Source organism: Arthrobacter sp. P1_D12 (assembly GCF_056406175.1).
On sequence record NZ_JBFUAR010000025.1, the window covers coordinates 1 to 23,528 of the forward strand.

Genomic DNA, 23,528 nt, shown 5'->3' on the forward strand with positions numbered 1-23,528 from the left:
TCGACCGGGATGGTGTTGACGTAGTCCGTGGTGGTGACCATCGGAACACCCACGCTCTGCGCGCCGGCCCGCTGGAGCAGGCTTCGCATAATGTACTGGGCACGTTCGGTGCCTTGTTCCTGAATCAGGGTATCCAGGGACTCCAGCCATTCGGCGGTCTCTTCCGGATCACGATCAGGCAGCTGGTTTGTCAACCCGCTGAGGATATGGGAGGTATCTTCTCCTGCAGCCACGTCCACCTCACTCTTCATCGTTGAATGGTGATCAATATTTTTCATTATGTGAAAAAACTTTCTTGCATTTCGAGATTATCGAGAGGGGTTGGGGCGCGTCAACATCAGCGGCGCATCACCGCGGCCCGGCAGTCACAATCGGTTGGAAGGTCGGTGCCTTGGCGGTCAGGCTGAGGTGAGCAGCCTTCCCCACCGCGGGGAGAGCAGCGGGGCGCCGGCCATTTTGAGGCAGTGCCAAAGGGTCACGGCCACCGAATCGAGCACGGGAACGCCCATGGCCGCCTCGATTTCCTCCGCGATGTTGGCACCGTAGAGATTAGTGCAGAGGTACACGAGCGCGTCCGGGTTCTGTGCCGCAAGTTCCAGCGATCCGGGCCGCATCTCGGCGTCGGAGACCCGGGCGAATGATTCGTTGTCGCTCAGGCCGAGGAAACGGTGGTCAAGTGTTTTGATCCCGTCCCGTTCGTAGGACGCCACGATCCGTTCGTTGACGTCCTCCGTGTACGGGGTGAACAGCCCGATCCGCTCGGTGCCGAACGACCGGAAGGCCTCCATGTAGGCCAGTGTGGAGGTGGTGGCGGGAATGCCGGTGGCGTCCTGTATTCCCTTGACGAGTTCGCGGTCGTGATCGGCGCCGAGCCACGATCCTGAAGTGCCGTTCCACGCGATGACGTCGACGTCGGCGGTCGCCAGGATCTCGGCGGCGGCCCGCATTGCCGGGGCATCAAATTGCCGGTCGGAGGAATCGTCGAGGGCGATCCGCGTGACCTGGATCCTGGCGAAGTGGATTGTCACGTCGTCGCGGTCGCCGAGGATCCGGTAGCTTTGCGGCTCCAGGCAGGTGTTGGAGGACGGCACGATCATGCCGATACGGGTGGGGCGGGTTACGGAAGGCATGGGTGCTCCTAGCGGGCAGCGGGGTAGACAGCGGCGGGGGCGGGGGTGGCGCTGACGGGGCCGGCGGCCGTGGCGGCCTGGTGTTCGCGGAAACCGTTGCGGGCCACGAACCGGCCCACGGGGCCGGGGTCATGGAAGCCGCTGGCGTCCAGCACCACGCGTCCGGCGGAGACCACGACGGCGGGCCAGCCGGTGAGCGTCCTGCCGTCGAACGGCGAGAAATCCGTTCCCATGTGCAGGGCAGCGCCGTCAACGGTGCGTTCCTGTGCGGGATCGAAGACGACGAGGTCGGCGTCGTACCCTGCTGCGATCGTTCCCTTGCCCGGCAGGGCGTTGATCCGGGCCGGACCGGCGGCGAACACTTCCACGAAATCCTCCACCCGGGCTGCCCCGCCGGTGGCGTCCATCATGGCGGTGAAGGTGACAGGCATGCGGGTTTCCACTCCCGGCAGGCCGTGCGGCATGGCGCGGATGTCATCGGACCGCTCGCACTTTTGCGTGAGGTCGTAGCAGGAGTGGTCCGAGGCCACCGTGTGGATGGCTCCGGCGGCAAGCCGGTCCCGCAGCGCGGCGACGGTCTCGGGGCTGCGCATCGGCGGGCAGCAGGCGTACCACTCGGGGAAGGACGTGCCGTAGACGGTGTCGTCCAGGGTGAGGTAGTGCGGGCACGTTTCCGAGAAGGCGTCCATTCCGTGGCTGCGGGCCCCGGCGACGAGGTCTACGGCCCCCGGCGTGGACTGGTGCACAAAGTAGACGGGAGCGTTGGTGTACTCGGCCATCGCCAGGGTCTCCTTGACCGAGATCTCCTCCGCGAGTTCGGGCCGGGTCCGGTGCAGGTGTTCGATGCCGATGCGGCCGTCGTCCGCATGCTGCTGGGTGCAGTCGGCAATGATGGGATCGTGTTCGGCGTGGATGTAGGTAAGGCCGTCGAGCCGGACCATCTCGCGCATGACCCTCAGGATGGTGTCCCCGTCGGCCATGGTGGTGCCCCGGTTTGTGGTGTACATCTTGACCGAACGGACGCCCTCGACGGCGAGTTGCTCCAGCTGCCACGGCACAGTCTCGTCCCAGCTGACCACGGAGCCGTGCAGGGCGACGTCGCAGCGGGACTCGCGGGCTAGTTCCTTCTTGTGCAGGACGGCAGCCAGCGGGGTCTCGCGGGCGTCGCGGGGGATGCCGAAGTCGATAATGGTGGTGGTGCCGCCCCAGAGGGCAGCGGTGGATGTTGTCCGGTAGTCGTCCAGGGTACGGAACCGTCCGGTTACCTGGGCGACATGGCAGTGGCCGTCCACGCCACCCGGAATCACCAGCTGGCCGGCGGCGTCGATGGTCCTGGCGGCAGCGGGGACCGCCTCAGAAGCGTCCACGAGCTGGACGATCGTTCTGCCGTGCACCACGACGTGCACATTCTGGCGGCCGAAACTGTTGACCACGGTGCCGTTGGCAATGACAAGGTCTGGGGTGTGGGACATCGTTGTCCTCCTTCGAGAAAGAAAATTAGTGGGACGATGCGGGCAGCCCGGTGGCGTGCTGCGCCGTCGTGAGGGCGGCATGGAGGTTTTTCGAAAGCCCCTTGCGGGCCTTGACCGGTGGCGGCGCGAAGGCGCCGGCCCGGTGCGGACCGGACTGGAGGTTGACTACGGACTGGGCCATCTGGATGCCAGCGGAAATGCCGTCCACCACGGGGACGGGGATCTGGCCTGCAAGCTCGCGGGCAAGTCCGGCGAGCGGCGCGCCGGCGAGGATCACGACGTCGGCCCCGTCCTCGGCGACGGCCTGGCGGCTGAGCGCCAGCAGGGTCTCCTTGAAGTCCTGCTGCACGGAACCGATGCCGTTGAGGCTCTCGTTGATGGAGCGGATCGAGGCCAGCCGGCCGGCGAGCCCGAACCGTTCAACGCAGTCCAGATACCAGGGCCGGATGCGGTCCGAGATGGCGATGATCGAGAACCGGTGCCCCTGCAGGGCGGCGGCGCAGAGTGCCGCCTCGGTAATTCCGATGACGGGGACGTCGGCGAGTTCCTTCAGCGCCGGCATCCCTGGGTCGCCGAATGCGGCGACCACCACGCCGTCGACGCTGGCGCCGTCGCGAGTGTACTCTGCGATGATTTCGGCGACGGCACCGGCGGCGATCAGCGATTCAAAGCGGGTTTCGATGTATTCGACGCCGTGGCCGGCGGTCCGGACTACCAGTTCGGTTCCGGGCGAGGCTGAACGCCGGGCTTCGGATTCGATCAGCGAAGTGACATCGTTGCTGATGTTGGGGTTGATGACAAGGAGTTTCATTTCTTCTTCCGATGAAGGTCGGGTTCGGTCCGGCGGAAATCCTCAGGAAACTGTTCCCGGTATTTGTCGATGTGGGACGCCGACTGGGCTGCCGCCCGGTCCGGGTCCCCGCTGGCGATCGCGGCGTAGAGGGCGCGGTGCTCCTCGATGAGCTCGGGGAGGTCGCTCACGTGCCGGAACAGCCAGTGCATCCGGCCCTGGAGGGGTTCGAGCGCGGATTTGAGGAAACCGTTGTCCGCGATCCGGGTGATGGCATCGTGGAATTCGCTGTTGGCCCGGTGGGCGTCCATAAGGGCGCCCCTGGCAAGGGACAGCTCGGCCGCGTCCAGCAAAGCTTCCAGGCCACTGAGGTCTTCTGGCGTGGCCCGGGCCGCGGCCAGCCTGCAGGCCAGCACTTCGAGCGACTGGCGGACGTCGAAGAGATCCTCCACGTCCTTGGCGCTGAGTGAGCTGACTTCGGCCCCGCGCGCGCCGCGGTCGCTGACGAGGCCTTCCTGACGCAGCATGCGCAGGGCTTCGCGGACCGGGAGGCGGGAGACGTTGAATTCGGCGGCGAGGTCGCGTTCCACCAGCCTGGTGCCGGGAACGTAGTGCCCTTCAAAGATCCTGGTGCGGAGGGTGTCCCGGACGGCCTCCCGGAGGGGGCGTTCCTTGTCCTGGGTTTCTTCTGCGGTAAGCATGCTGCTCCATTTCGGGTTCTTTATGGCACTGCGTTCCCGGCTTCGGGAACCAGTGTTTCGTGGCCTAGCTTAGACAGGGAGCCGCTTGTTGTAGTTCAGGGTCAGCACAGATACGCCCATGATGATCGCGGATCCCACGAAGTACAGCAGCGCCCAGGTGTATGAGCCGGTGGCACCGACGATCAGGCCGACCGCGATCGGGGTGACGAAGCCGGAGATGTTGCCGCTGAAGTTCATCGCGCCGCCCAGGACGCCGGCGTTCGTCCGGCCACCCAGGATCGAAGGGATGCTCCAGAAGAGGCCCACCCAGCGAAGGAAGAACATGACGACGGAGAGCAGGACTACCGCCGTCGTCGGGTCGGCAACGACGGTGACACCGACAAGGCCGCCGATCACTACGACGCTGGAGGTGCCCAGGAGGGTGCGCATGACGCGGTTGGCCGAGGCGCCAGATGCCCGCCATTTGTCGGCGATGGTGCCGCCGAGGATTTCGCCGACGAAACCGGCGCCGAAGATCACGAACGTGGACCAGCCGATGGTCTTCAGGTCAAAGCCCTTGGCCTGGGCCAAGTAGAGCGGGCCCCAGGTGAGCAGGCCGTAGAAGACGCCGTTGAAGCCCAGCCAGCCGAAGCACATGGCCCAGAAGGAACGGAACTTCAGGTAGGGGAGCAGGGCGCGCTTGCCCTTGCTGCCGTCGAGCTCGGCTTCGGCGTCCTCGGCGGCGTGGGAGGCCTCGATGTACTCGGCCTCGGCGTCGTTGACTCCGCGGTGCTGGCGGGGGTTGTCCCGGACGTACCACCAGACGGCGAGGCCCATGAGGACGGTGGCGGCGCCGGCGATGATGAAGGAGCTCCGCCAGCTGCCCGTCGAGGCGATCAGGCCTGCGATGAGGATGCCGCCCAGCCCGGCGCCCAAAGGGGCTCCGGCGTCAAGGATGGTGGCGCCGCGGCCGCGTTCCGATTTGTGCATCCAGATGGCGTTCAGCTTTCCGCCGGCCGGCATGACGCCGGCCTCGGTGACGCCGATGCCCAGGCGGGCGATGAACATGCTGACGAAGCCTCCGGCCAGGCCGGAGGCCGCCGTTGCTGCACCCCAGCCGACGCAGGACGCGGTCATCACCTTGCGGGGGCCGAACTTGTCGATCAGCCAGCCGACCGGGATCTGCATGAGCGCGTAGGTCCAGAAGAAGGCCGAGAGCAGGAGGCCCACGAGCTCCGGGGCCATGTTGAATTCCTTCTGGATGATGGGCAGGGCAACAGAGATGGATCCCCGGTCGATGTAGTTTACGGAGACGAGGACCAGCAGGAGGAGGAACATTTTCCATCGGACGTTCGTGCGCCGTTGCACGCCGTCCTTGGAGCTTGTGAGGTCATCGGGCTGTACTGCTGTTTCGGTATTTGGAAGAGACACAACTTCTCCTTGATAGAGAGTAAACATGCCGGTAAGTGATGGGGGATTTGTTTGAGGGTCAGGATGCCGGAGTGTGGGGCGTCCTGTGCGCGGGCCCTGTGTCGATCGGAGCGGTTGATAAGGGGCCGATGTCAGCGCTGACATCAGGTTCGGATCAGTGCAGAATCTGGGAGGGCGGGGCCCGGCAAGCTTTTCTTGTTTTGGGATCCCGTTTTGGGATCCCAAAATTCAGATTAGGAGTGACGTGGGCCACTGTCAAGCGTTACGGGCCTCCCAGCCCGGTTCGCCGGGAAAATGTCGATTGTGACTGGCCCTGGGTGCCGCGCGGGCTGCTCCGGAACATGGCTGCGCCGGAACATGGCAGGGAGACCTGCGCCCGGAGTGGTGCCGGGGGCGGTAACGGTGGGACGTGGTGATGGCAGCCGGTCTTGGCTGCTCCGGGCTTAGCTGCCCCGATAGGTGGAGTAGGCGAAGGGGCTCAGCAGAAGCGGCACGTGGTAGTGGGCCTGCGATTCGGACACCGCAAAGGTCAGTGTGACTTCGGGGAAGAAGGTCTCGGTCCCGGCAGCCGCGTAATAGGCTCCGGTGTCGAAGCCCAGGCGGTAGGTGCCGGAGCCCAGGCTGTCGGGGCCGAGCGACTTGACGCGGCCGTCATCGTCCGTGGCGCCGGCCGCGATCCTGACCCAGCGTTCGCCGTCGAGCATGTCCAAGGTGACTGCGACGCCCGCGGCGGGCTTGCCGGAGCCCGTGTCCAGAACGTGGGTAGTGACGTGGGAAGTACTCATGCGCCTATCAGTCCTTCGAGTCGGAGTACCGCGATTTCGCGCAGCTGCTGGCCGATGACCAATTGTTCTTCTTCGGGAGTGTGGGCGAGCCGGGCGTTGAGGGCCGCCAGGATCTCCTCGCGGCTGCGGCCGGCCGCGCGGATCAGGAAGACCTGGCCGAATTTTTCTTCATAGCTCCGGTTCCCGGCGGCGATGGCGGCGGCGACGGCCGGATCCGGAGCGCCCAGGCTCGCCTGCTCCGATTGGGAGAGCCGGGCCTCCGCGCTGTTTCCTGCGGCCCGTTCGCCGATGCGGGGATGGTGGGCCAGCGCGGCTTCCACCTCCGCGTCGGTGAACGGTTCCGCCGCACGGCCGGCGGTTTGGAGGAGGATTTCCGTACTGTCGAAGGGCCTCGAGCCGACGATCTCCTCAATCCATCGCTCGATGTCCAGGCAGGGGCGCAGGGCGGCGGCGGCCTCCGCGCGTCCGGCGGCATTAAAGTCGTACAACAGCATGTGCCAGATCCTTTGTGTCAATGCTGGCATCCACGGTGTAGGGCTATACGACAAAATATTCGTATCGTGGAACTGTTATTTCAGCATATGCAAAAAATTGAACCGTACCGGGTGGCGGGTGTCAACCGGACCGCGGAAAGCCGAAGGGTTCGTTCCGGCTAACTCGCCAGGAACCGCAGCAGGACCTCGTTGACCTCCGCCGCGTGGGTCCACAGCATGCCGTGCGGGGCGCCATCGATCTCCACATACTCGGCGCTCGGCAGCGCCTTGGCGAATTGGCGGCCCGCGACATCGATCGGCAGGATGTTGTCCGCCGTGCCGTGCACAATGAGGGCCGGGACATCAATTTTGGGGATGTCGGCACGGAAGTCCGTGTACCAGGTCGGCTGCGCTGCCGCCGACGCCGTGGCCCCACCACTGGTGGCGAGGTTCCAGCCGGCGTTCATGACCTCCTGGCTGAGCCGGGGGGTGCCGAGGAGGGCTTCGCTGTTGTAGAAGTTCTTGAAGAATTCCGTGAAGAAAGCGTACCGGTCCGCCGTCACGGCCTCCATCAGCCCGTCGAACACCGACTGCGGGACCCCGCCCGGGTTGTCCTCGGCCTGAAGGAGGTATGGCTCAAGGGAGCTCAGGAACACGGCTTTCGCCACCCGGGCAGAGCCGTAGGTTCCAAGGTAGCGGCCCACCTCGCCGGTGCCCATGGAGAAGCCCACCAGCACGGCGTCGTTCAGGTCGAGGGTGGTCAGGATGGTGTTGAGGTCCGCCGCGAACGTGTCGTAGTCGTAGCCCTCGGTGGGCTTGCTGGACTGTCCGAAGCCGCGCCGGTCATAGGTGATCACACGGTAGCCCGCGCCGAGCAGCGCCGCGGTCTGCTTCTCCCACGACGAGCCGTCCAGTGGGTAGCCATGGATAAGGACCACGGCCTGGCCGGATCCGTGGTCCTCGTAGTAAAGCTCGACGTCTGTGCTGTTTTCGGTTCCAACCTTGATGTAAGCCATGCCAGCGGTCCTCCCGGTTCGGCGCAATGCGTGGTGGTTCGGTGTGGGCGGTTCGGTGTGGGGCGGTTTCGATCTGGTGTGCAGTCAGTACGTGGCCTCCACTTTAGCGGCCGGAACTCCCGCCGCCAGAGCCTGTTCACCATCCGGAATGAGGAAGTCCTCCGCCAGGTCCGCCCATTGGGGCCGGAAGGAATACAGGCAGCCGAGCCTCAGGCGGGTCGCGGCTGCGTAGGCGTCGAAGCGCGCCGGGGTGACATGCAGTTCCTCGGCAGCGGCGATGACGTGGCGGAGGGCGGTTTGGTACCGTTCTGCGCTCAAGCGGTGTTGGCGCAGGCGCAGCTGGAGGTGCACGGCAAGGTTTGCGAGGTCGGCAGCGGCCTCGGCCCGGCCGGCTTCGTCGAAGTCCAGCAGCCCCAGAGGAGCCCCGGGACCCGCCGTGAAGATCTGCTTGTCGTGGAGGTCACCGTGGGACCACACCAGCGGATCCGGATCGGTCCGGAGCAGCTTTTCGGCGGTCTGCCCTGCGGCCACGCGCACGGCGATGTTCTGCGCCTGAGCCGCCGGAACGTCCCGGGCGTGCACGAGCCATCGGTTCACTGCGTGCCGCAGGTTTTCCAGTTCGACGGCGGCCGGCCGGGGTGGGAGCGCCTCGAGGGTAGGGCGGTGCGCCGGAGTCCGGGCCAGGGAATGCTGCCGGACCCAGGCCCGCGACCATTCTTGCCAGGCATGTTCGAACAGCGCATCGCTGACGCCGGGGTCGTTTCCCAGCTCGAACAGGGAGCGCCCGGGCAACGCCATGAGGGTGAGGCAACCCGGGCTGCTGGAGACAATATCCGGGGTGAGGAAATCCTCGGCGCCGAGGAGCTCGTTCATCCGGGCGTGTCTGCCCACTGCTTCGTCGGCCTGGAGGACCCGAAAGATCTTGAGGTAGTGCTCCCCGGCCCGGACCACGGCACGCTTGTGGGCCCGGTGTACTACCACCATCCCCAGCGGCGAAGCGAGCTTCAGGGCGGGGAGGCGCCGGTCGCGGCCGTCCCGCAGGAGCTCCAGCTGCCCCGCCCGGAGGTGGGCTGCCCGGACTCCTGCCCGATCCGGGGCCGCAAGCTCCAGAACATAGTCCTCCGCGGAGTCGTCGGGCCAGGACCGTATGACCTGCCATTCGAAGTTGTCGGCATCCAGGATGGCGGCCGGGACGGGCGGGTGCCAGCCCATGTGGATCAGCTCCGGGATTCGAGGGGCCGGCTGGCGGCCAGGACGGTGGCTCCGAAGGACTCACGATGCTTTACCCGGTCCTCGAGAACGCGGGTCGCCAGCAATGAGCCCGAAGGGAACGAAGAACAGGCCAGCCGCAACCAGCGCGCGTCCCCGTATGCACCGAACCGATCCGGGCTGACCTGCAATTGCTCGGCGACGGCCAGCACCTCCGTGTGGGCCTTTAGGTATCGCGCCGACGTTAGGTTATTGCGCCACATTCGCCGCTCCAGATGGAAGTCCAGGTAGGCGAGGTCGCGGGCGGCCTCGGCCCGGGCAGTATCGTCGAAGTCCAGCAGTCCGAACGGGGACCGGCCGTCGCCGGCGATGATCTGCCGGTCGTGCAGGTCTCCGTGGGCCCATACCAGCGGGTCCGGTGCCGCACCGAGCAGGTTCGCCGTGACGTAATCTGCCATGGCGATCAAGGTGTCGCGTTGGGTGGACAGTTCCGGAACATTCTCTGTGTGGTGCAGCCACAGTTTCAACCTGCTGGCCACGGCCTTCGCTTCCACCTCGGGTGAAAGGACCGGGAGGGCCCCCAGAACGTTTTGTCTCCTGACGTCAGACGCCGCGCTCAGCTGGGCGAGCCACGCGCTGGACCATTTTTCCCATGCGCCGGCAAACTCCTTCTCGCCGATCGTGACGTAGTCCTCGCCGATTTCGCCCAGCGTCCGTCCGGAGAGGGTGCTCAAAACGAGGGTGTCCGGGGAGCTCTGAAGCACCTGGGGCGCCATAAAGGCGCCGGCGTCCAGCAGGAGGTCTATCTGAGCGTACCGTTCGGCCGGGACCGCGGCCCTGCCGGGCCGGAAGACCTTGATGTAGCAGCCCTCCGCCTGGATGATCGCCCGCCTGTACGGCCAGTGGGCAATGATTTCCCCGTGCTGTCTTTCGGTACGAAGGGCCGGCAGCCCGGGATCGTCCTCCGGCAGGATCTCAAAGTGGCCATGGCTCAGATGTGCTCCCCGGACACCGGGGCGTCCCGCAGCCTCGACCTCCAGCAGGTACTCTCCGGGTTCCACATCGGGCCACGCATTGCGGACGCGCCACGCCGTACCGGCGTCGTCGGTGTAATTCCAAAGCGGCGGGTGCCAGGTCATGTGATCAACTCCAGGGCTCGGCGGATATGCCAGCTCGTGTCGGCCGGCCAGTCGCTGGCCCGGTTCCGAAACGGGTCGACGCTGTTCAGGAACAACCGGAACGCCGCCCAGGTCTCTACCCTGGCCTGCGATACGTGCCCGCCAGCCTCGCGGTAACCGTCGATCAGCTGGGCCGTCTTACGGCCACCGGCCAAGGGCCCCACACCTGCGGGGTCTGCGATGTCCTCCACCGCGGCAAAGGACCCAAGGTCCCTCGCCGGGTCGGAGGTCGTCACGCGGTCGAAATCGATGATGCGGATGGCCGGGCCGTCCACCAGGACCTGGTCCGCCGAAAAGTCACCATGGACCATCACCGGCTGTTGCCTTCGGGGGCTGGCGGCGCCGACAGCTGCCAGGAGCCGGCGGGAGAGCGCGTCCACCGGAGCCTCGAGCCCGGGGAGCAGGCAGGTGACCATGGACCGCGTGGCCATGAGCTGGCGTACAAGGTTCTCCATGTCCGCCATCGGGTCCGCTCCGGTTTCCGTGTCCATGCCATGGATCGCCGCCAGGGCTTGGCCAGTCCGGTAGGCGGCCGGATCATTGTCGCCGCCGCTCAGGTCTCCGTGGCCCCAGTCCGGGGAGGCACTGATGCCGTGCGCGGTGCATTCCGGGTCGGCGAGTTCGGGCAGGACCGGTATGCCGTAGCTCTCCAGCCGCTGCCGCAATCGGGGACCTGCTGCAGCTTCGTCAACCAGGACGGCGGTCTTGACGACGATGGGCAGTGTCGCCGAAGGGACCCTGACAACGAGCCTGCGCTCCGGGTTGTATCTCAGCACGCTGACCGGGGGGTCCAGGAAGCGCTCTGCCGCAGGAAGTGCTCCCAGCCGTCCGAGTCCGTGGTCCCGGAGCCACCGCAGCTTGGGGCGCAGGGGCCAGTCCTCTTCGATGGGGCCGACAGCCACCACGACGTCCCCGCGCGGACCATCGGGCTGCACAAGCCGAATGCCGCCGCCGCGCTTTTGCGAACGCTCCGCCCGCCGCTGCAGTTTCTCGACGTGCTCCGGGGTTGCGGTCGACGCCCAGCCGTAGCTGCCGGCCCCGTAGCCGGCCCGGCGGAAGGCGACGAGGGCCGAGGAGTGCGGTTTGTAGCGGGTCCTGATGATCCGGACGCTTTCGCCCAGGAGCTCGGAGAGCAGCTCGTCGTCGAGGACCCAGTTCAGGCCCGGGATCCGGGCGTCGCGGGCCGCCAGGACACGGTCAGCTTCGCGCCGCTGCGCCTGCAGACGTTGGCCCTGCTGCAGTTGTCCCAGCGGGGCGGTACTCATGTCGGCACCTTGAACAGTTCACCCGGCTCTGCGGTCTGCTGCCGGTGGACCCAGCCGGCAAAGCGTGAATCCGGATCGGCCAGCAATGACTGCGGTGACCCATCTTCGATGATTTCGCCGCCTTCGAGCCAGATCACACGGTCGCAGGATTGGGCCGCGTTGACGTCGTGGGTGATCGTGATGGAGGTCCGGCCCTCGGTGAGTGTGTCCATGGCGCTGAGGACCGAATCCCGGGATGCCGGATCGAGCCCGGCGGTCGCCTCGTCCAGGATCACGATAGGGGCCTTGCGGAGGATGGCGCGGGCGATCGCGAGGCGTTGGCGCTGGCCGCCGGAGAGGTCCTTGGCGGCTTCGCCCAGAATCGTGTCGTAACCGTTCGGGAGGGCGCGGATGAAGGCGTCGGCCTGGGCCAGCTCCGCGGCGTGTTCGATTTCCGCGTCGGAGGCATCCAGCCGGCCGAACCTGATGTTCTCCCGAACAGTGGTTCCGAAGAGCACGGAATCCTGCAGCAGGATGGAGACGTGGGAGCGCACGGACGCGATCTGGCATTCCCGCAGGTCCTGGCCCCCAACGCGGACCGTGCCGGAGATGGGATCGATCATGCGCAGGACCAGGCTGGCCAACGTCGATTTCCCTGCCCCGGACGGGCCGATGAGCGCCAGATGTTCCCCGGCCGGAATTCGCAGATTGATCTCGTGCAGAACCGCGATTTCTTCGCCGTGGCCGGCATCGACGTCCTCGAACTCGATGTCTGGGTGCTGGCTTTCCAAGGCGCGCGCGTTGGGTGCTTCCGGGAGGTCGGTCTGCGCCTCCAGCAGATCTGCTACCCGCTCGCCGGAGGCGGTGGCCCGGGCTATCCGGCTGGTCTGTTTGGCCAGGTCCTTCAGCGGTTTCATCCCGGTCTTGAGGTAGGTGAGGAACACCACCAAGTCGCCAGGTGTCATCGAGTGGTTCAGCACGCGCCAGCCGCCGCCGGCCAGGACGACGGCGGTGGCGAAGCCGATCAGCACGTCGGTGCGGCGCTCAAGCCCCGCGGCTAGCCGCAGAGCGACGACGCCGGTGCCCAGGGCCGCCTTGTTGCTGTTGCGGAAGTTGGAACTGATGGTGTCCTCGAGACCGTAGGCCTGCACCTCGCGCATGGCGCTGAGGGTCTGGGACGCGGTGCTGGCCAGGGCGCTTTCGCCCGAACGTGACTTCCTGGCGGCGCTGGTGATGGAGCCGGAACTGCGCCGGGAGAGGAAGGCAAACACGGCAGTGGCCAGGAAGACGACAAGAGCCAGTAATGGGTCAAGCCACAGCATGATCCCGGTCATGGCCACGAGCGTTACCGCGTTGCCCAGTAACGGCAGGCCGGCCGTGACGGCGACTTCCTGCAGCCGCGACACATCGGCGACGATGCGCTGGACCGTGTCGCCGGAGGAGGTCCGGGTGTGGTGCCGCATGGATAGGCCCTGCACATGGCGGAAGGTCTGCGCCCGGAGGTCGGCCGCGATCCTCGACCCGACCAACGCGAATGAAATCTGGGACCAGTAGTTGGCAATGGCGCGCAGGATGCTGATGGCCACTATCGCACCGCCGCACAGCAACAACGTCTCCGCGCTGGCATCGATCGTGGGCCCCGGCCTCCTGATGGTCGCGCCGAGTGAGCGGGACACGCCGTCGATCACCATTTTCACCGGCCACGGCTCCAGCAGGCGGAGCAGGACGTCAGCGGCAAGGGCCACGAATCCTATGGTCATCCTGAGCCTATGGCCGCGCAAATACGGGCGGACGCACCGCAACGTGCGGCGGAGCCCGGACTCCGGCTTGGCGGAACGACGCGCGCGGAACGGGCGTAGTCGTGGGCGCCGCCGTTGCTTCCGTGGCTGTCGGGTGGGGTCCTCCTGCATGGGACTTGTCTCTGTGGGGACCTCCTGCGTGGGACTGGCTTCCGCGGGAGCCTCCTGCGCGGGGCGGTGGCGCGCCTCAGGACGGTGCCGGGCAGCAGGGCGCTGCCGCGCGAGGCTCTCCTGCGCGGGATAATTTTCCGCCGGACTCCGAAGCAGATGCCGGGAATCGGTGGTCATTGCCTGGCCAGTCTGCGTGCAGGCGGCAGCGCCCCGGTGATCCGGGACAGCACCCCGCTCCAGCTGAACCGCTGCACGGCGTCGTTGCGGGCCTCGAGCCCCAGCCTTTCCCGCAAATTCGGATCTTCGCCGAGCCGGAGGAGGGCGTCCGCGAGCGCGGCGGGGTCCCCGGGCGGGACGAGGATCCCGGTGCGGCCGTCCTGGATGATGGACGGGATCTGGCCCACGGCGCTCGCGATCACAGGCAGCCCGGCTGCCATGTACTCAAAAACCTTCAGCGGCGAGAAGTAATCGTCCTGGCCAGGTCCGTCCGGGGGATAGGGTGCGGCGGCGGCGTCGAAATCTGCCAGGAAGCCGGGCACCGCCGCCGGCGCGACGGGGCCCGAGAACACCGTCGGCACGCCGAGGGATTCGGCGAGGCGTTCGAGGTCCTGCCGGCCGGGGCCGTCACCCACCACATGGAGCTGCCAGCGCAGGCCCGGGTCCGCGGTCTGCTGGTTGGCCAGGGCGACACCGTGCAGCAGGCCGGGGACACCGTGCCAAGGCTTCAAGGTTCCGACGAACCCGACCGTGAGGTGGTCCGGATTCCGGCGTCCGGGGCGGCGGGCCGTGATCCGTTCGACGTTGACTCCGTTCGGCGCCAGCACGGTCCTGGCGGTCGGCACCCGCGCCCGCACCCAGCGGACCACGGGATCCGAGACGCAGGCCACGACGTCGGCCGTCGCGGCGTTGCGGCGGAACACCGTCTCAGCCTTCTTCACATCGAGCAGCTGGCGGTACCGCTGCTGCTCCTCGATCAGCGGAGCATTGACCTCAAGAACGGACGGCACGTCCAGGATGCGGGCCACCACGGACAATGCCGGGCTGAACAGCGAATACCGCTCGTAGAACAGCCCGCAACCGTTGCGCAGGACCTCGTCCGCCAGGCCCAGCGCGGCGTCCTGGACCGCCCGTTCACGCGCGGAGGCGGGGACGGATTCCGGCTTGACTTCGACGACGTCGAGATCGGCAAGATCGCTGGGCCGCTCGGTGCCGAGCAGGGTGCAGTAGACGGTGACGGCGGCGCCGGTGCCGCGCCACGCCCGGACGATTTCCTGGACATGGACGGAGGAGCCCTTGGTGCCGAAGACAGGAACGCCGGGGTCGGCGCAGAGATAGGCCACGCGGGTCATGCGACTCTCCTTTCAGAACGGGAGAGGGACCTCAGGAGCTCGGCCTGGCGGTGGACGTCGTAGTCCTCCTCGATCAGGGCGCGGGCGTTGCGGGACATGGCAAGCCTGTCCGTGGCCGGGGAGCCGAGCGTGCAGATGCCGCGGGCCAGGGCGTGCGGGTTGCCCGGCCGGACCAGGACCCCGGTGGAGCCGTTCCGGACTACTTCGGGGATCCCGGTGACGGACGTGCTGACGCAGGGGACGCCCGTGGCCATGGCCTCGAGCAGGACCGTGGGCATGCCGTCCGCGTTGCCGTCGGCGCCGACCACGCAGGGCGCCACGAAGACATCGGAGGAGTGGAGCAGCTCGTGGACCTGGTCCTGGGTCTGCGGGCCGAGGAGGCGGACATGGGCGCCGAGTCGGAGCTGGCCGATGCCGGCCTCCAGTTCCTCGGCCATGAGCCCGGTACCGGCGATCCGGAGGTCCAGTTTGACCCCTTGGTCCAGCAGTTCGGCGGCCGCGGGCAACAGATACTGGAAGCCCTTTTTCTCCACCAGGCGCCCGACGGCGGCGATCCGGAGGGTGGCTTCGAGCGGCCAGGGCTCACGGTACGGGAAGCGCTCCAGCTCCAGGCCGTTGCGCACCAGATGGAGCCGGGCCGTCGAGGACGGGAAGCGGCGGCGCAGGTAGCGCATGTTGTACTGGCTGATGGTCACGGCGTGGTGGGCCTGCTCGAGCTTGAGCCGCAGGTCCTCGTCCTGGACCGATTCATGGAAGATGTCCACCGCGTGCGCGGTGAACGAGAACGGGATGCCGGTAATGAGGGACGTCAGCCGGGCCACGGTGGTTGATCCTGAGGCGAAGTGGACGTGCATGTGCCGGATGTTGCGGTCCTGCAGCGCGGTGGCCAGGTTGATGGCCTGCACGGCGTCGTCTGCCGAGGCGGCGGCGAGTTCGCCCAAATTCCGGCCGACGGCGGCTGTGAGCCCGGCCGCGTCGGCCATCCGGAGGCTTTCCCACAGGGCCACAGTCTTGATGGGCCGGTCAATGTACGTCACCGGTGCCTGGACCCGGGCGAGCTCGGGGTGGAACCGGGGGTCGTCGGTGGGACGGAGCGAGAAGATTTCGATCCGGTCCCCGGCGGCCTCGCGGGCCAGGATCTCCGAAACGATGAACGTTTCGGAGAACCGCGGGTACATCTTCAGGACGTACGCCGTCCCGGGTTCAAACGGCGACACGGCTGGCACCTTTCACGCCCGCTGCGGCATCGCTTTCGTCCGCGCTGAAATGTTCGGCACTGGCCCGTTCGGCGGTGACCTGATCGGCACTGTCCCGATCCGCATGGGCCAGCTCGGTAGTGGCCAGCGGCCGCAGCAGCTCAGCGGCCAGCTGCGGAACCCGGATCAGGCCGTCCAGCACCGCACGACGGCGGTCCACGGTGGTGCCGAACCGGGCAGCCAGCCAGGCTGCCAGAATCTCCGGCGTCAGCGAGTCAATCTCGTGTTGCTCCAGGTACCCGGCCGCGGCGAGGGAGGCGGCCCTGATCCGCTGCTCGGCGCGCGACTGCGTGCGGGGCACGATCAGGGCCGGAACAGGGGTGCTCATGATTTCGCACACCGTGTTGTAGCCGCCCATGGCCACGACGGCGCCGGCGTGCCGGATGTGGAACACGATGTCATCGACTGCGGCGACCACTTTGACGCCGGGGCGGGCCCGCTGCCGGAGGTCGTCGAGCTGCTCGGCGGGCATCTGCGGTCCGGCGACCACGAGGTGTCCCAGCCCGTCCGGGACCGGCGTGGCGACGGCGACGCTGGCCAGGGCATAGCCGTCCGAGCCGCCGCCGACCGTCGTCATGCAGTACCGCCCGGGCATGCAGCTGGTGCCGGAGGCCGAAGGGCGCCCCACAGCGAGGTAGCCCGTGTACCGGATGAGCTTTCGGAGGGCGAACGGTATTTCGCCGGCGGCTACGGGATCGTGGACTGCGGGATCGCCGTAGACCCAGATTGCATCGAACAGGTCCTTCACCACGCGGGGACCGCCCACCCTGGCCCATTCGGCGAGGGCGGCGGCGGGCGAGTCAAGGACTTCGCGGAGGCCCAGCACCACGCGCACGGGCCCGGCGGTGCGGGCGTGGCGCAAGGCTGTTTCGAGTTCGCCATGAACGCCCGTGGCGTGCCGGTCCACCACCACGAGGTGGGGGGAGAAGCCGGCCAGCGTTGCCTGCAGCAGCCTGGCCCGCAATGGCACGAGCTCCCCCATGGGCAGGGTCAGGTTCCGCGGCAGGTAGCCCGCGGAACCCTTCGCCACACCGGGAAGGAGCACCCAGTCCCACCCCTCGGGCAACCGGAATGCCGGTGCGAGGGCTGTGCCCGTGATGAGGATTCCGGTGACGGGGCGGCCGATCAGGCCGGGAAGCTGATTGTTCAGCGCGTGGGCCAGTGCCAGATTCCGACGCACATGTCCCAGACCCACTGAATCATGTGAGTACAGCACTATCCGCAATGGCTCCACAACAATCCTCCCCCGCCCCCGGTGCCCCCGGACACGGTCGCGAACGCGACTGTGTCCGGGCCGGTGCTGTCTGATGTTATGCACCAGCGTGCGCCCCGAGAGTGAGGATGGGATGAGGGGAAGATTAAGGATTCCTCATCCAAAGGCCCGCGTTTGCGGCGCCGCGCTTAGGCACGGACACCGGCAGGTGTGGGCCAGGCCAGACGGCGGGCAAGGTAAGGGCGGGCAAGGTAAGACGGCGGACCAGGTCAGACGCGGACGCCGGAGGACTGCAGGGGGATCCGGATCAGGAACGTGGCCCCGTGGCCGTATTCGGATTCCACCGTGGCCACGCCCCCGTGCGCCTGTGCGATGGCCGCGACAATGGCAAGGCCCAGTCCCGAGCCCTCCACGCCGCGGCCCGTGTGCGCCCGGCCGAACCGTTCGAAGATCCGTTGCTGGTCTTCGGCGGCGATGCCGATCCCGTCATCGCGCACCCACAGCACAAGGGTGTCCTGCGGGGGCAGCGAGGTGCCGTCGCTCGTTTTCGGGCGCTCAATCCGGGAGCCGAGCGCGATGGTGGAGGACAGCCCGGTGTACTTGACGGCGTTCGCGGCGAGCTGGACCAGTGCCTGGGTGAGGCGCTGCGGATCCGCTTCCACCACATAGTCAGCTCTTTCATCGATCTGCCAGTGCCGGTCGGCCAGGACGTGCACTTTCTCCATGACCTGATCCAGGAGTTCCGGGACCCGGACGGGTTCACGCTGGATGAAGCCGATCTCGCCGGAGTTGGCGAGCAGCAGGAGGTCGTCCACCAGGCGCTGCATCCGGTCCACCTCGTCCAACAGCACGTCCCTGGTGGCAATGACATCGTCCGGATCATCGACTGTCACGAGCTCGAGGTGCCCGCGGAGAATGGTCAGCGGGGTCCGCAGTTCATGGCCGGCGTCGTCCAGGAACTGCTGCTGTTGCTGGGCGCCCTCATCGAGTCTTTCCAGCATGGTGTTGAAGGTCTTGGCGAGCAGGGTGACGTCGTCCTCGCCCTTGCGCACCTCGACCCGCTGCGTGAGGTCCTCCGGGCCCACCGCCCGGGACGTCTCACGCATACGGCGGAGCGGATCGAGCAGCCGGCCGGCAACCACGCTGCCGATCACTGCGGCAGCCAGGAGCATGCCGAGGGCCACCAGCGAATACGTCCGGACCGAGCTGGCGTTGTGCTCGCGCTGGTCGCCCGCGTCCCGGCCGACCAGGAAGAATGTCCCGGGGGCGCCCTTCATGGGCACCACCACTGTCCTGAGCGGACGGCCGTCTGAGTTCAGCTCGCCGAAGGATGCGCCGGCCGGGTTGCTGAGCCCGGCGGCGTCGGCCAACATGCTGTTGTTCAGGAGGTTGCTGTCCCCGTTGCCCTCCACGGTCCATGCCACATGCCCATCCACTATCCCTGCCATGACCTCGTTGCTGCGCGGCTCGATATCCTCCGCGGCCTCGTGAAGTGCGCTGATGTACGTCCTGTTGGCGTAGTCTCCGGACGTTTTTTTGTTGGTCTGGACGAGCTTGACCACGGCGTTGGCCTTGTCCAGAACCGCCTGGTCGATCCTGGCGTCAGCCTCCTGGAACTGCACCACGAACGTGACCATCCCGGCCGTGACCACTCCGGCGAGCATCATGCCCAGCATGGCGGCCACCACCCGGAAACGCACCGAGTGGAACTTTGCGCCCCAGCCGGACGGGTCCTGGGTTTCCGCCTCAGGGAAGGCAACCGCCGGCGCGGCCTGGCCGTCTTCACTGGGATGTTCATCCGAGGTGGCCACTCTGTTCCCTTCCTGCGCGGATCAGCTTGCTGTGCCTAGCTGAGGCGGTACCCGGCGCCGCGGGTGGTGAGGATCCGGTCCGCGCCGAGTTTCATCCGCAACTGGCGCACGTACACATCCACCACGTTGGACGTGCCATCGAAGTCGTAGCCCCAGACATGGCTGAGCAGTTGCTGCCGGCTCAGGACCTGCCCGGGGTGGAGCAGGAACATTTCCACCAGCGCGAATTCGCGGGCGGAGAGTTCCACCATCCTGCCGTCGACGCTGACGGAGTGGGTGAGCAGGTTCAGTTCCAGGGGCCCGTAGCGCATAACGCTTCCTGCCAGCACATCGCCTGTGTCCGACTTGCGGATCCGGGCCTTGATGCGGGCCACGAGTTCCTCGAAGTGGAAAGGCTTGACGATGTAGTCGTCGGCGCCGCCCTCCAGCGCTGCGACGGTGTCGCTGGATGATCCGCGGGCCGTGAGGAAGATGACCGGGATGCCCACCTGGCCGCGGCGCAGTGCCGCGAGGACGGCGTACCCGTCCAGGCGCGGGAGTCCGATGTCCAGGAGCAGGAGATCGAATTCGCCGCTGGAGGCGTAGTCCACGGCCGTGACGCCGTCGGCGACCACCGTGGGAACGTAGCCGGCCGCGCGCAGGCCCTTTTCGATGAAGCGGGAGATGCGTTCTTCGTCTTCTGCAATGAGGATGCGGGTCAAGGTGACTCCCTGGACAGCCCGGCTCCGGAAGGCCCCCTAGCCGCGCATCTGCACGGTCCTCTTCGCGGGATCCTAGGCCTGCTCCAATACTGCGGCGTCTCCTACCTGTGACTGGGAGGAATTCCGGGGCCCCAGCAGCCTCGATCAGCCCGGAGTGCGGGCCGGACCCGTGCCCCGCTGTGTGGGGCCGGCGGTTGAGCTGGTGCGGACCCGTCAGGGCGGCGCGGCGGGACGTGCTGGACCGCGCGCTGGACAAGAGGCCCCTGCGTCGGGGCGACTGAACGTTCTTGATTCAGAAGGAATGGACATCTGGTGCTCCTCCAGAGGACGGCCCCACGGCGTGGGGTTCCATCGGGCAGCTGCGGCTGAGACTATTCCCGCTTCTTTCATCCTGCCCCCGTAATGGAGCCTGCGCCACCTTTGATCGGTTGATTTTCAGGCTATTAACAGGGACCTCACCATCACCGCCCAAAAAGCGCGCCGGTGAGCTGGCGAGTCAAGTCGTGGATGAGGTCCAGACGGTCCGCACTGTCGGCGTCGTCAGGGCCCCACGTGTAAATGACCACCGCGTAGGAGCGGTCGGCGGCGCTGAGCAGGGCGGCGTCGTGGACGTAGCCCTGCACCACGCCGTACTTGTGGTGGACCGTGATGCCGGGCGCGACGGCGGCCGGGATGAGGTCCTCGTCATTGGTGTGCTGCATGTAGCCGAGCAGCTCCGCGGTGTGATCGGCGTTGAGCAGCTTGCCCGTGGTGAGCTGCGCCAGGAGCCGCGCCATGTCCGTCGGGGCCACCAGGTTTTGCTCGGGATCGTAGGTGATGCCGAGGGTGGCGGCGTAGGCGGTGAGGTTGGGGTAGCCGATGTCCCGCATCAGAAGGAGCCATGAGTCGTCGCTGCTGGTGTTGATCATGGCTTTGAGCTGGAACGCGGCATTGAACGCGCCCAGGGGAGCATCGAGTGACTTATCGCCGGTTTCCACCAGGTGGTAGTAGGCGGCGGCCGTCAGGACCTTCGCGGTGCTCGCCGCCGTATACGGTGCCACGTCGCCGTAGCTCTGCAGCTGGCCGTCGCGGGTGTCCAGCACGGCGACGCCGATCCGGTGATCGGGGTGCGCGCCGATGATCCGCTGCATCTCGGCGGGAAGGTCGACGGCGGCGGCCGGGGCTGCCGGTGCGGTCTCCGCCGGACCCGGCTCCTGCTGCTGGGCGACGGTCAGGACGTCACCGGTCAGGACGTCGCGGGTCAGGAAGTCACGGGTGTGGGAATCGCTGCCGGGTGCGGTGCGGATCGCGCCGAGGACCACGACGGCGGCCAGCACCAGCACCGCGGCGGCCCAGACGAGCACCACGTTCCTGCGGTGCGTGGGAGCGGCCGGCCGGGGGCCCGGATTCGTCATGTGCGTGGGCCTCTCCGGACTCAGCGGGATGCCCGTCACGGGTGCCGGGCCGATGGTTTCGATGTGGGGTCACAGCAAGTTCTATCAAAACCGGGGTGTTTTTGACGGTAGGCGCGGCCTAGTGCGTCGTTCTGGCCGGGTCTGCAGACCCCAGACGGTTAGGCCGACAGCCGGTTCGGGGCGATCTGGAGGTGATGCTCCAGGACGTAGTTGGCGATCGCCAGGGCGGAGGTTGCGGCAGGGGACGGCGCATTGCGCAGCAGGGTGATGGGGCCGAGCCGGTCCACGGCGAAGTCATCCAGCAGGGAGCCGTCCGCAGCCCAGGCCTGGGCCCGGACCCCGGCACCGGCCTTCCGTGCGAGGTCGCCGGATTCCAGCTCGGGCAGGAACTGCCGGGCCTGACGGAAGTACAGGGGCTTTAGCAGCGATGCCGAGATCTCCCGGGCGCCCATTTGCCAGTGCTTCCGTGCCAGGGCCGCGGCGCCGGGCCAGCGCAGCGAGGCCAGGGTGTCCGGCAGGGACACCCTGGTCCATGAGTAGCCCTCCCGGGCCAGGGCCGGCACCGCGTTGGGGCCGACATGGACGTCGTCGTACACGCCGCGGGTGAAGTGCACGCCCAGGAACGGGAAGCGCGGGTCCGGCACCGGGTAGATCATCCCGCGCACAAGGTGGCTCCTGGCGGCAGCCATCACCCAGTACTCGCCGCGGAACGGCAGGATCGCGGGCGACGGGCTGGCCCCGACCATCCGTGCCACCACGTCCGACTGGAGCCCGGCACACACCACCAGCCGGTCGAAAGCATGCGTGGCTGCCGCCGTGGAGACGTGCACGGTGCCGCGCGCGTCGCTGACGGCCACCACCTCCTGGCCCAGCAGCACCGATCCGCCGCCGAGCCGCACGTCCTGTGCCATGGCCTCGGTAATGGCGGCGTAATCCACGACGGCGGTTTGTGGGGAGTGGACCGCCGCGACGCCGGCGGCGTGCGGCTCGATCTCGCGCAGTTCTGCCCCGGTGAGCCGTTTCACCCCCGGAACGCTGTTCTCCCGGGCGCGGCGTTCGATCTCGTCGAGCCGCGGCAGCTCCGCCTCGGTCACGGCGACCACCAGCTTTCCGAGCTCGCGGTATGGCAGGCCCTTGTCGCGGCAGTAATCGCGGGTGAGGGCCCGTCCGCGGGCGCACAGGACGGCCTTTAGCGATCCCGGCTGGTAGTAGAGGCCGGCGTGGACCACCCCGGAGTTGTGGCCGGTCTGGTGCGCGGCCACGCGGTGTTCCTTTTCCAAAACCGTGACGTGAAAGCCCCCGGTGCGGACCAGGGCGCGGGCAATCGCCATACCCACGATCCCGCCGCCAATGATCCCGATCCGAGCCGCCATTCGCGCCACCTTCCCGTCTGCTCTCCTACTTCAACAGGCACCCCAACGCCCGTTGCTGTGGACCCTATCCCGAAAGGCGCCCCGATGGCAGGGGCGTCCACCGCTGCCGCATGGCCGTGGCGAGTGAGGCCCGTGAGCGGCTGCGTCGGTGCCTCTACTACGCTGGCATTCATGACCCGGAAAATTACTGTCAGCCTGCCGGACCCCACCTTGCATGAGTACCTTCAGCCGCACCCGGACGTCACTGTCCTGGAGTGGGACCTCGCCGGTGAGCCGCCCCTGCCGCGGATCGACATCGTGGTCCCGCCGTCCATGGGCGGGCCGGCGGTCCTGCGTGGTCTGGAAAATGTGGACACGGTCCTGGTGCAGAGCCAGTCGATCGGGTACGACGGCGTGGCGGAGTTCCTGCCGGCCGGGCGGGTCTTCGCCAACGCGTCCGGCGTGCACGAGACTTCCACCGCGGAGCTGGCGCTCGCCCTGATCCTCGCCAGCCAGCGCGAGCTGCCCCGCCTGATCCAGAACCAGCAGGAAGGCCGGTGGGATGCCCGGCCCACGGCCAGCCTGGCCGACCGCCGCGTCCTGATTGTTGGCTACGGCGGGGTGGGTAAGGCGATCGAGGACCGGCTCCTGCCGTTCGAGACCACCGTGACCCGGGTGGCCAGCACCGAACGGACCGATGACCGCGGCCGGATCCACGGCATCGCGGAGCTGCACACGCTCCTGCCGGGGCACGACATCGTGGTGGTGGGGGTTCCGCTCAGCGACTCCACCCGGCACCTGATTGATGACGCCTTCCTCGCGGCCATGCCGGACGGCGCCCTGGTGGTGAACGTGGCCCGCGGCCCGGTGGCGGACACGGAGGCCGTGGTCCGGCACACCGCCTCCGGCCGGATTCGCGCCGCGCTGGACGTCACTGATCCCGAACCCCTGCCGCAGGACCACCCGCTCTGGCGGACCCCGGGCGTCATCATCAGCCCGCACGTGGGTGGCGCGAGCTCGGCGATGCGCCCGCGGATGGGCCGGCTGCTGCAGCGGCAGATCGAGATCATGCTGGCGGGCGAGCCGCCGCTGAACGTGGTGTTGAACGGCTAGTTGGGCGGCACAGGCCCCGGC

The 23,528-nt window shown here is 67.5% G+C and carries 21 protein-coding genes; 1 reads left to right on the forward strand and 20 read right to left on the reverse strand.

What is annotated here, in order from left to right; all coding sequences use genetic code 11:
- The 20 genes from AC1DZV_RS17330 to lhgO all read right to left on the reverse strand — a co-directional run.
- On the reverse strand, positions 1-278 hold a 278-nt coding region (locus AC1DZV_RS17330), incomplete at its 3' end, for a hypothetical protein (RefSeq protein WP_476954227.1).
- A gap of 120 nt (positions 279-398) precedes the next feature.
- Positions 399-1,130, reverse strand: coding sequence for a maleate cis-trans isomerase family protein (locus AC1DZV_RS17335; protein ID WP_476951442.1), 732 nt, complete (start codon positions 1,128-1,130; stop codon positions 399-401).
- Positions 1,131-1,138: 8 nt separating this feature from the next.
- A complete protein-coding gene (locus tag AC1DZV_RS17340) occupies positions 1,139-2,602 on the reverse strand; it encodes an amidohydrolase family protein (RefSeq protein WP_476954228.1) in 1,464 nt (487 codons plus the stop codon).
- A gap of 25 nt (positions 2,603-2,627) precedes the next feature.
- On the reverse strand, positions 2,628-3,413 hold the full coding sequence (locus AC1DZV_RS17345; protein WP_476954229.1) for an aspartate/glutamate racemase family protein: 786 nt from the start codon (positions 3,411-3,413) through the stop codon (positions 2,628-2,630).
- Positions 3,410-4,093, reverse strand: a complete 684-nt coding sequence (locus AC1DZV_RS17350; protein ID WP_476954230.1) for a GntR family transcriptional regulator — start codon at positions 4,091-4,093, stop codon at positions 3,410-3,412. Before AC1DZV_RS17350 ends, AC1DZV_RS17345 begins: the two co-directional genes overlap by 4 nt.
- Positions 4,094-4,162: 69 nt before the next feature.
- Positions 4,163-5,503, reverse strand: a complete 1,341-nt coding sequence (locus AC1DZV_RS17355) for an MFS transporter (protein WP_476954231.1) — start codon at positions 5,501-5,503, stop codon at positions 4,163-4,165.
- Between the two features lie 443 nt (positions 5,504-5,946).
- Positions 5,947-6,288, reverse strand: a complete 342-nt coding sequence (gene uraH / locus AC1DZV_RS17360; protein WP_028275849.1) for a hydroxyisourate hydrolase — start codon at positions 6,286-6,288, stop codon at positions 5,947-5,949.
- On the reverse strand, positions 6,285-6,782 hold the full coding sequence (gene uraD, locus AC1DZV_RS17365) for a 2-oxo-4-hydroxy-4-carboxy-5-ureidoimidazoline decarboxylase (protein WP_476951439.1): 498 nt from the start codon (positions 6,780-6,782) through the stop codon (positions 6,285-6,287). The genes uraH and uraD overlap by 4 nt, the downstream gene beginning before the upstream one ends.
- Before the next feature lie 158 nt (positions 6,783-6,940).
- Entirely contained in the window at positions 6,941-7,777 is an 837-nt protein-coding gene (locus tag AC1DZV_RS17370) for an alpha/beta fold hydrolase (RefSeq protein WP_476951438.1), read from the reverse strand.
- Between the two features lie 84 nt (positions 7,778-7,861).
- The gene (locus tag AC1DZV_RS17375) at positions 7,862-8,989 is read right to left on the reverse strand and encodes a phosphotransferase (RefSeq protein ID WP_476951437.1); all 1,128 of its coding nucleotides are present in this window, start codon (positions 8,987-8,989) and stop codon (positions 7,862-7,864) included.
- Positions 8,990-8,994: 5 nt separating this feature from the next.
- The gene (locus tag AC1DZV_RS17380) at positions 8,995-10,125 is read right to left on the reverse strand and encodes a phosphotransferase (RefSeq protein ID WP_476954232.1); all 1,131 of its coding nucleotides are present in this window, start codon (positions 10,123-10,125) and stop codon (positions 8,995-8,997) included.
- Positions 10,122-11,429 (reverse strand): phosphotransferase family protein, encoded by a 1,308-nt coding sequence (locus AC1DZV_RS17385; protein ID WP_476951435.1) that lies wholly within the window; start codon positions 11,427-11,429, stop codon positions 10,122-10,124. Before AC1DZV_RS17385 ends, AC1DZV_RS17380 begins: the two co-directional genes overlap by 4 nt.
- The gene (locus AC1DZV_RS17390; RefSeq protein ID WP_476951434.1) at positions 11,426-13,168 is read right to left on the reverse strand and encodes an ABC transporter ATP-binding protein; all 1,743 of its coding nucleotides are present in this window, start codon (positions 13,166-13,168) and stop codon (positions 11,426-11,428) included. The genes AC1DZV_RS17385 and AC1DZV_RS17390 overlap by 4 nt, the downstream gene beginning before the upstream one ends.
- Before the next feature lie 323 nt (positions 13,169-13,491).
- Entirely contained in the window at positions 13,492-14,667 is a 1,176-nt protein-coding gene (locus tag AC1DZV_RS17395) for a glycosyltransferase (protein WP_476951433.1), read from the reverse strand.
- Entirely contained in the window at positions 14,664-15,884 is a 1,221-nt protein-coding gene (locus AC1DZV_RS17400; protein ID WP_476951432.1) for a glycosyltransferase, read from the reverse strand. Before AC1DZV_RS17400 ends, AC1DZV_RS17395 begins: the two co-directional genes overlap by 4 nt.
- Entirely contained in the window at positions 15,871-17,103 is a 1,233-nt protein-coding gene (locus AC1DZV_RS17405; RefSeq protein WP_476954233.1) for a glycosyltransferase family protein, read from the reverse strand. Before AC1DZV_RS17405 ends, AC1DZV_RS17400 begins: the two co-directional genes overlap by 14 nt.
- A gap of 302 nt (positions 17,104-17,405) precedes the next feature.
- Complete coding sequence (locus tag AC1DZV_RS17410) at positions 17,406-18,947, reverse strand: sensor histidine kinase (protein ID WP_476951430.1); 1,542 nt, start codon at positions 18,945-18,947, stop codon at positions 17,406-17,408.
- A gap of 35 nt (positions 18,948-18,982) precedes the next feature.
- Positions 18,983-19,648, reverse strand: coding sequence for a response regulator transcription factor (locus AC1DZV_RS17415; protein ID WP_028275840.1), 666 nt, complete (start codon positions 19,646-19,648; stop codon positions 18,983-18,985).
- Positions 19,649-20,109: 461 nt separating this feature from the next.
- Positions 20,110-21,042: a serine hydrolase gene (locus AC1DZV_RS17420; RefSeq protein WP_476951429.1), complete on the reverse strand. Its 933-nt coding sequence runs from the start codon at positions 21,040-21,042 to the stop codon at positions 20,110-20,112.
- A 158-nt stretch (positions 21,043-21,200) separates the two neighbouring features.
- Complete coding sequence (lhgO, locus tag AC1DZV_RS17425; RefSeq protein WP_476951428.1) at positions 21,201-22,415, reverse strand: L-2-hydroxyglutarate oxidase; 1,215 nt, start codon at positions 22,413-22,415, stop codon at positions 21,201-21,203.
- Between the two features lie 171 nt (positions 22,416-22,586).
- On the opposite strand from lhgO, the gene AC1DZV_RS17430 reads away from it, so the two are divergent.
- Positions 22,587-23,507 carry a 2-hydroxyacid dehydrogenase gene (locus AC1DZV_RS17430; protein ID WP_476954234.1) on the forward strand — a complete coding sequence of 307 codons (921 nt, stop codon included), beginning with the start codon at positions 22,587-22,589 and terminating at the stop codon, positions 23,505-23,507.
- Positions 23,508-23,528 lie beyond the last annotated feature (21 nt).

Excerpts from the sequence above, each read along its gene's own strand:
- AC1DZV_RS17430 (WP_476954234.1), top strand. The coding sequence starts at position 22,587 with ATGACCCGGAAAATTACTGTCAGCCTGCCGGACCCCACCTTGCATGAG.
- AC1DZV_RS17420 (WP_476951429.1), bottom strand. The coding sequence starts at position 21,042 with ATGACGAATCCGGGCCCCCGGCCGGCCGCTCCCACGCACCGCAGGAAC.
- uraD (WP_476951439.1), bottom strand. The coding sequence starts at position 6,782 with ATGCTGTTGTACGACTTTAATGCCGCCGGACGCGCGGAGGCCGCCGCC.
- AC1DZV_RS17335 (WP_476951442.1), bottom strand. The coding sequence starts at position 1,130 with ATGCCTTCCGTAACCCGCCCCACCCGTATCGGCATGATCGTGCCGTCC.
- AC1DZV_RS17350 (WP_476954230.1), bottom strand. The coding sequence starts at position 4,093 with ATGCTTACCGCAGAAGAAACCCAGGACAAGGAACGCCCCCTCCGGGAG.
- lhgO (WP_476951428.1), bottom strand. The coding sequence starts at position 22,415 with ATGGCGGCTCGGATCGGGATCATTGGCGGCGGGATCGTGGGTATGGCG.
- AC1DZV_RS17345 (WP_476954229.1), bottom strand. The coding sequence starts at position 3,413 with ATGAAACTCCTTGTCATCAACCCCAACATCAGCAACGATGTCACTTCG.
- AC1DZV_RS17380 (WP_476954232.1), bottom strand. The coding sequence starts at position 10,125 with ATGACCTGGCACCCGCCGCTTTGGAATTACACCGACGACGCCGGTACG.
- AC1DZV_RS17370 (WP_476951438.1), bottom strand. The coding sequence starts at position 7,777 with ATGGCTTACATCAAGGTTGGAACCGAAAACAGCACAGACGTCGAGCTT.
- AC1DZV_RS17340 (WP_476954228.1), bottom strand. The coding sequence starts at position 2,602 with ATGTCCCACACCCCAGACCTTGTCATTGCCAACGGCACCGTGGTCAAC.
- AC1DZV_RS17385 (WP_476951435.1), bottom strand. The coding sequence starts at position 11,429 with ATGAGTACCGCCCCGCTGGGACAACTGCAGCAGGGCCAACGTCTGCAG.
- AC1DZV_RS17390 (WP_476951434.1), bottom strand. The coding sequence starts at position 13,168 with ATGACCATAGGATTCGTGGCCCTTGCCGCTGACGTCCTGCTCCGCCTG.
- uraH (WP_028275849.1), bottom strand. The coding sequence starts at position 6,288 with ATGAGTACTTCCCACGTCACTACCCACGTTCTGGACACGGGCTCCGGC.
- AC1DZV_RS17395 (WP_476951433.1), bottom strand. The coding sequence starts at position 14,667 with ATGACCCGCGTGGCCTATCTCTGCGCCGACCCCGGCGTTCCTGTCTTC.
- AC1DZV_RS17375 (WP_476951437.1), bottom strand. The coding sequence starts at position 8,989 with ATGGGCTGGCACCCGCCCGTCCCGGCCGCCATCCTGGATGCCGACAAC.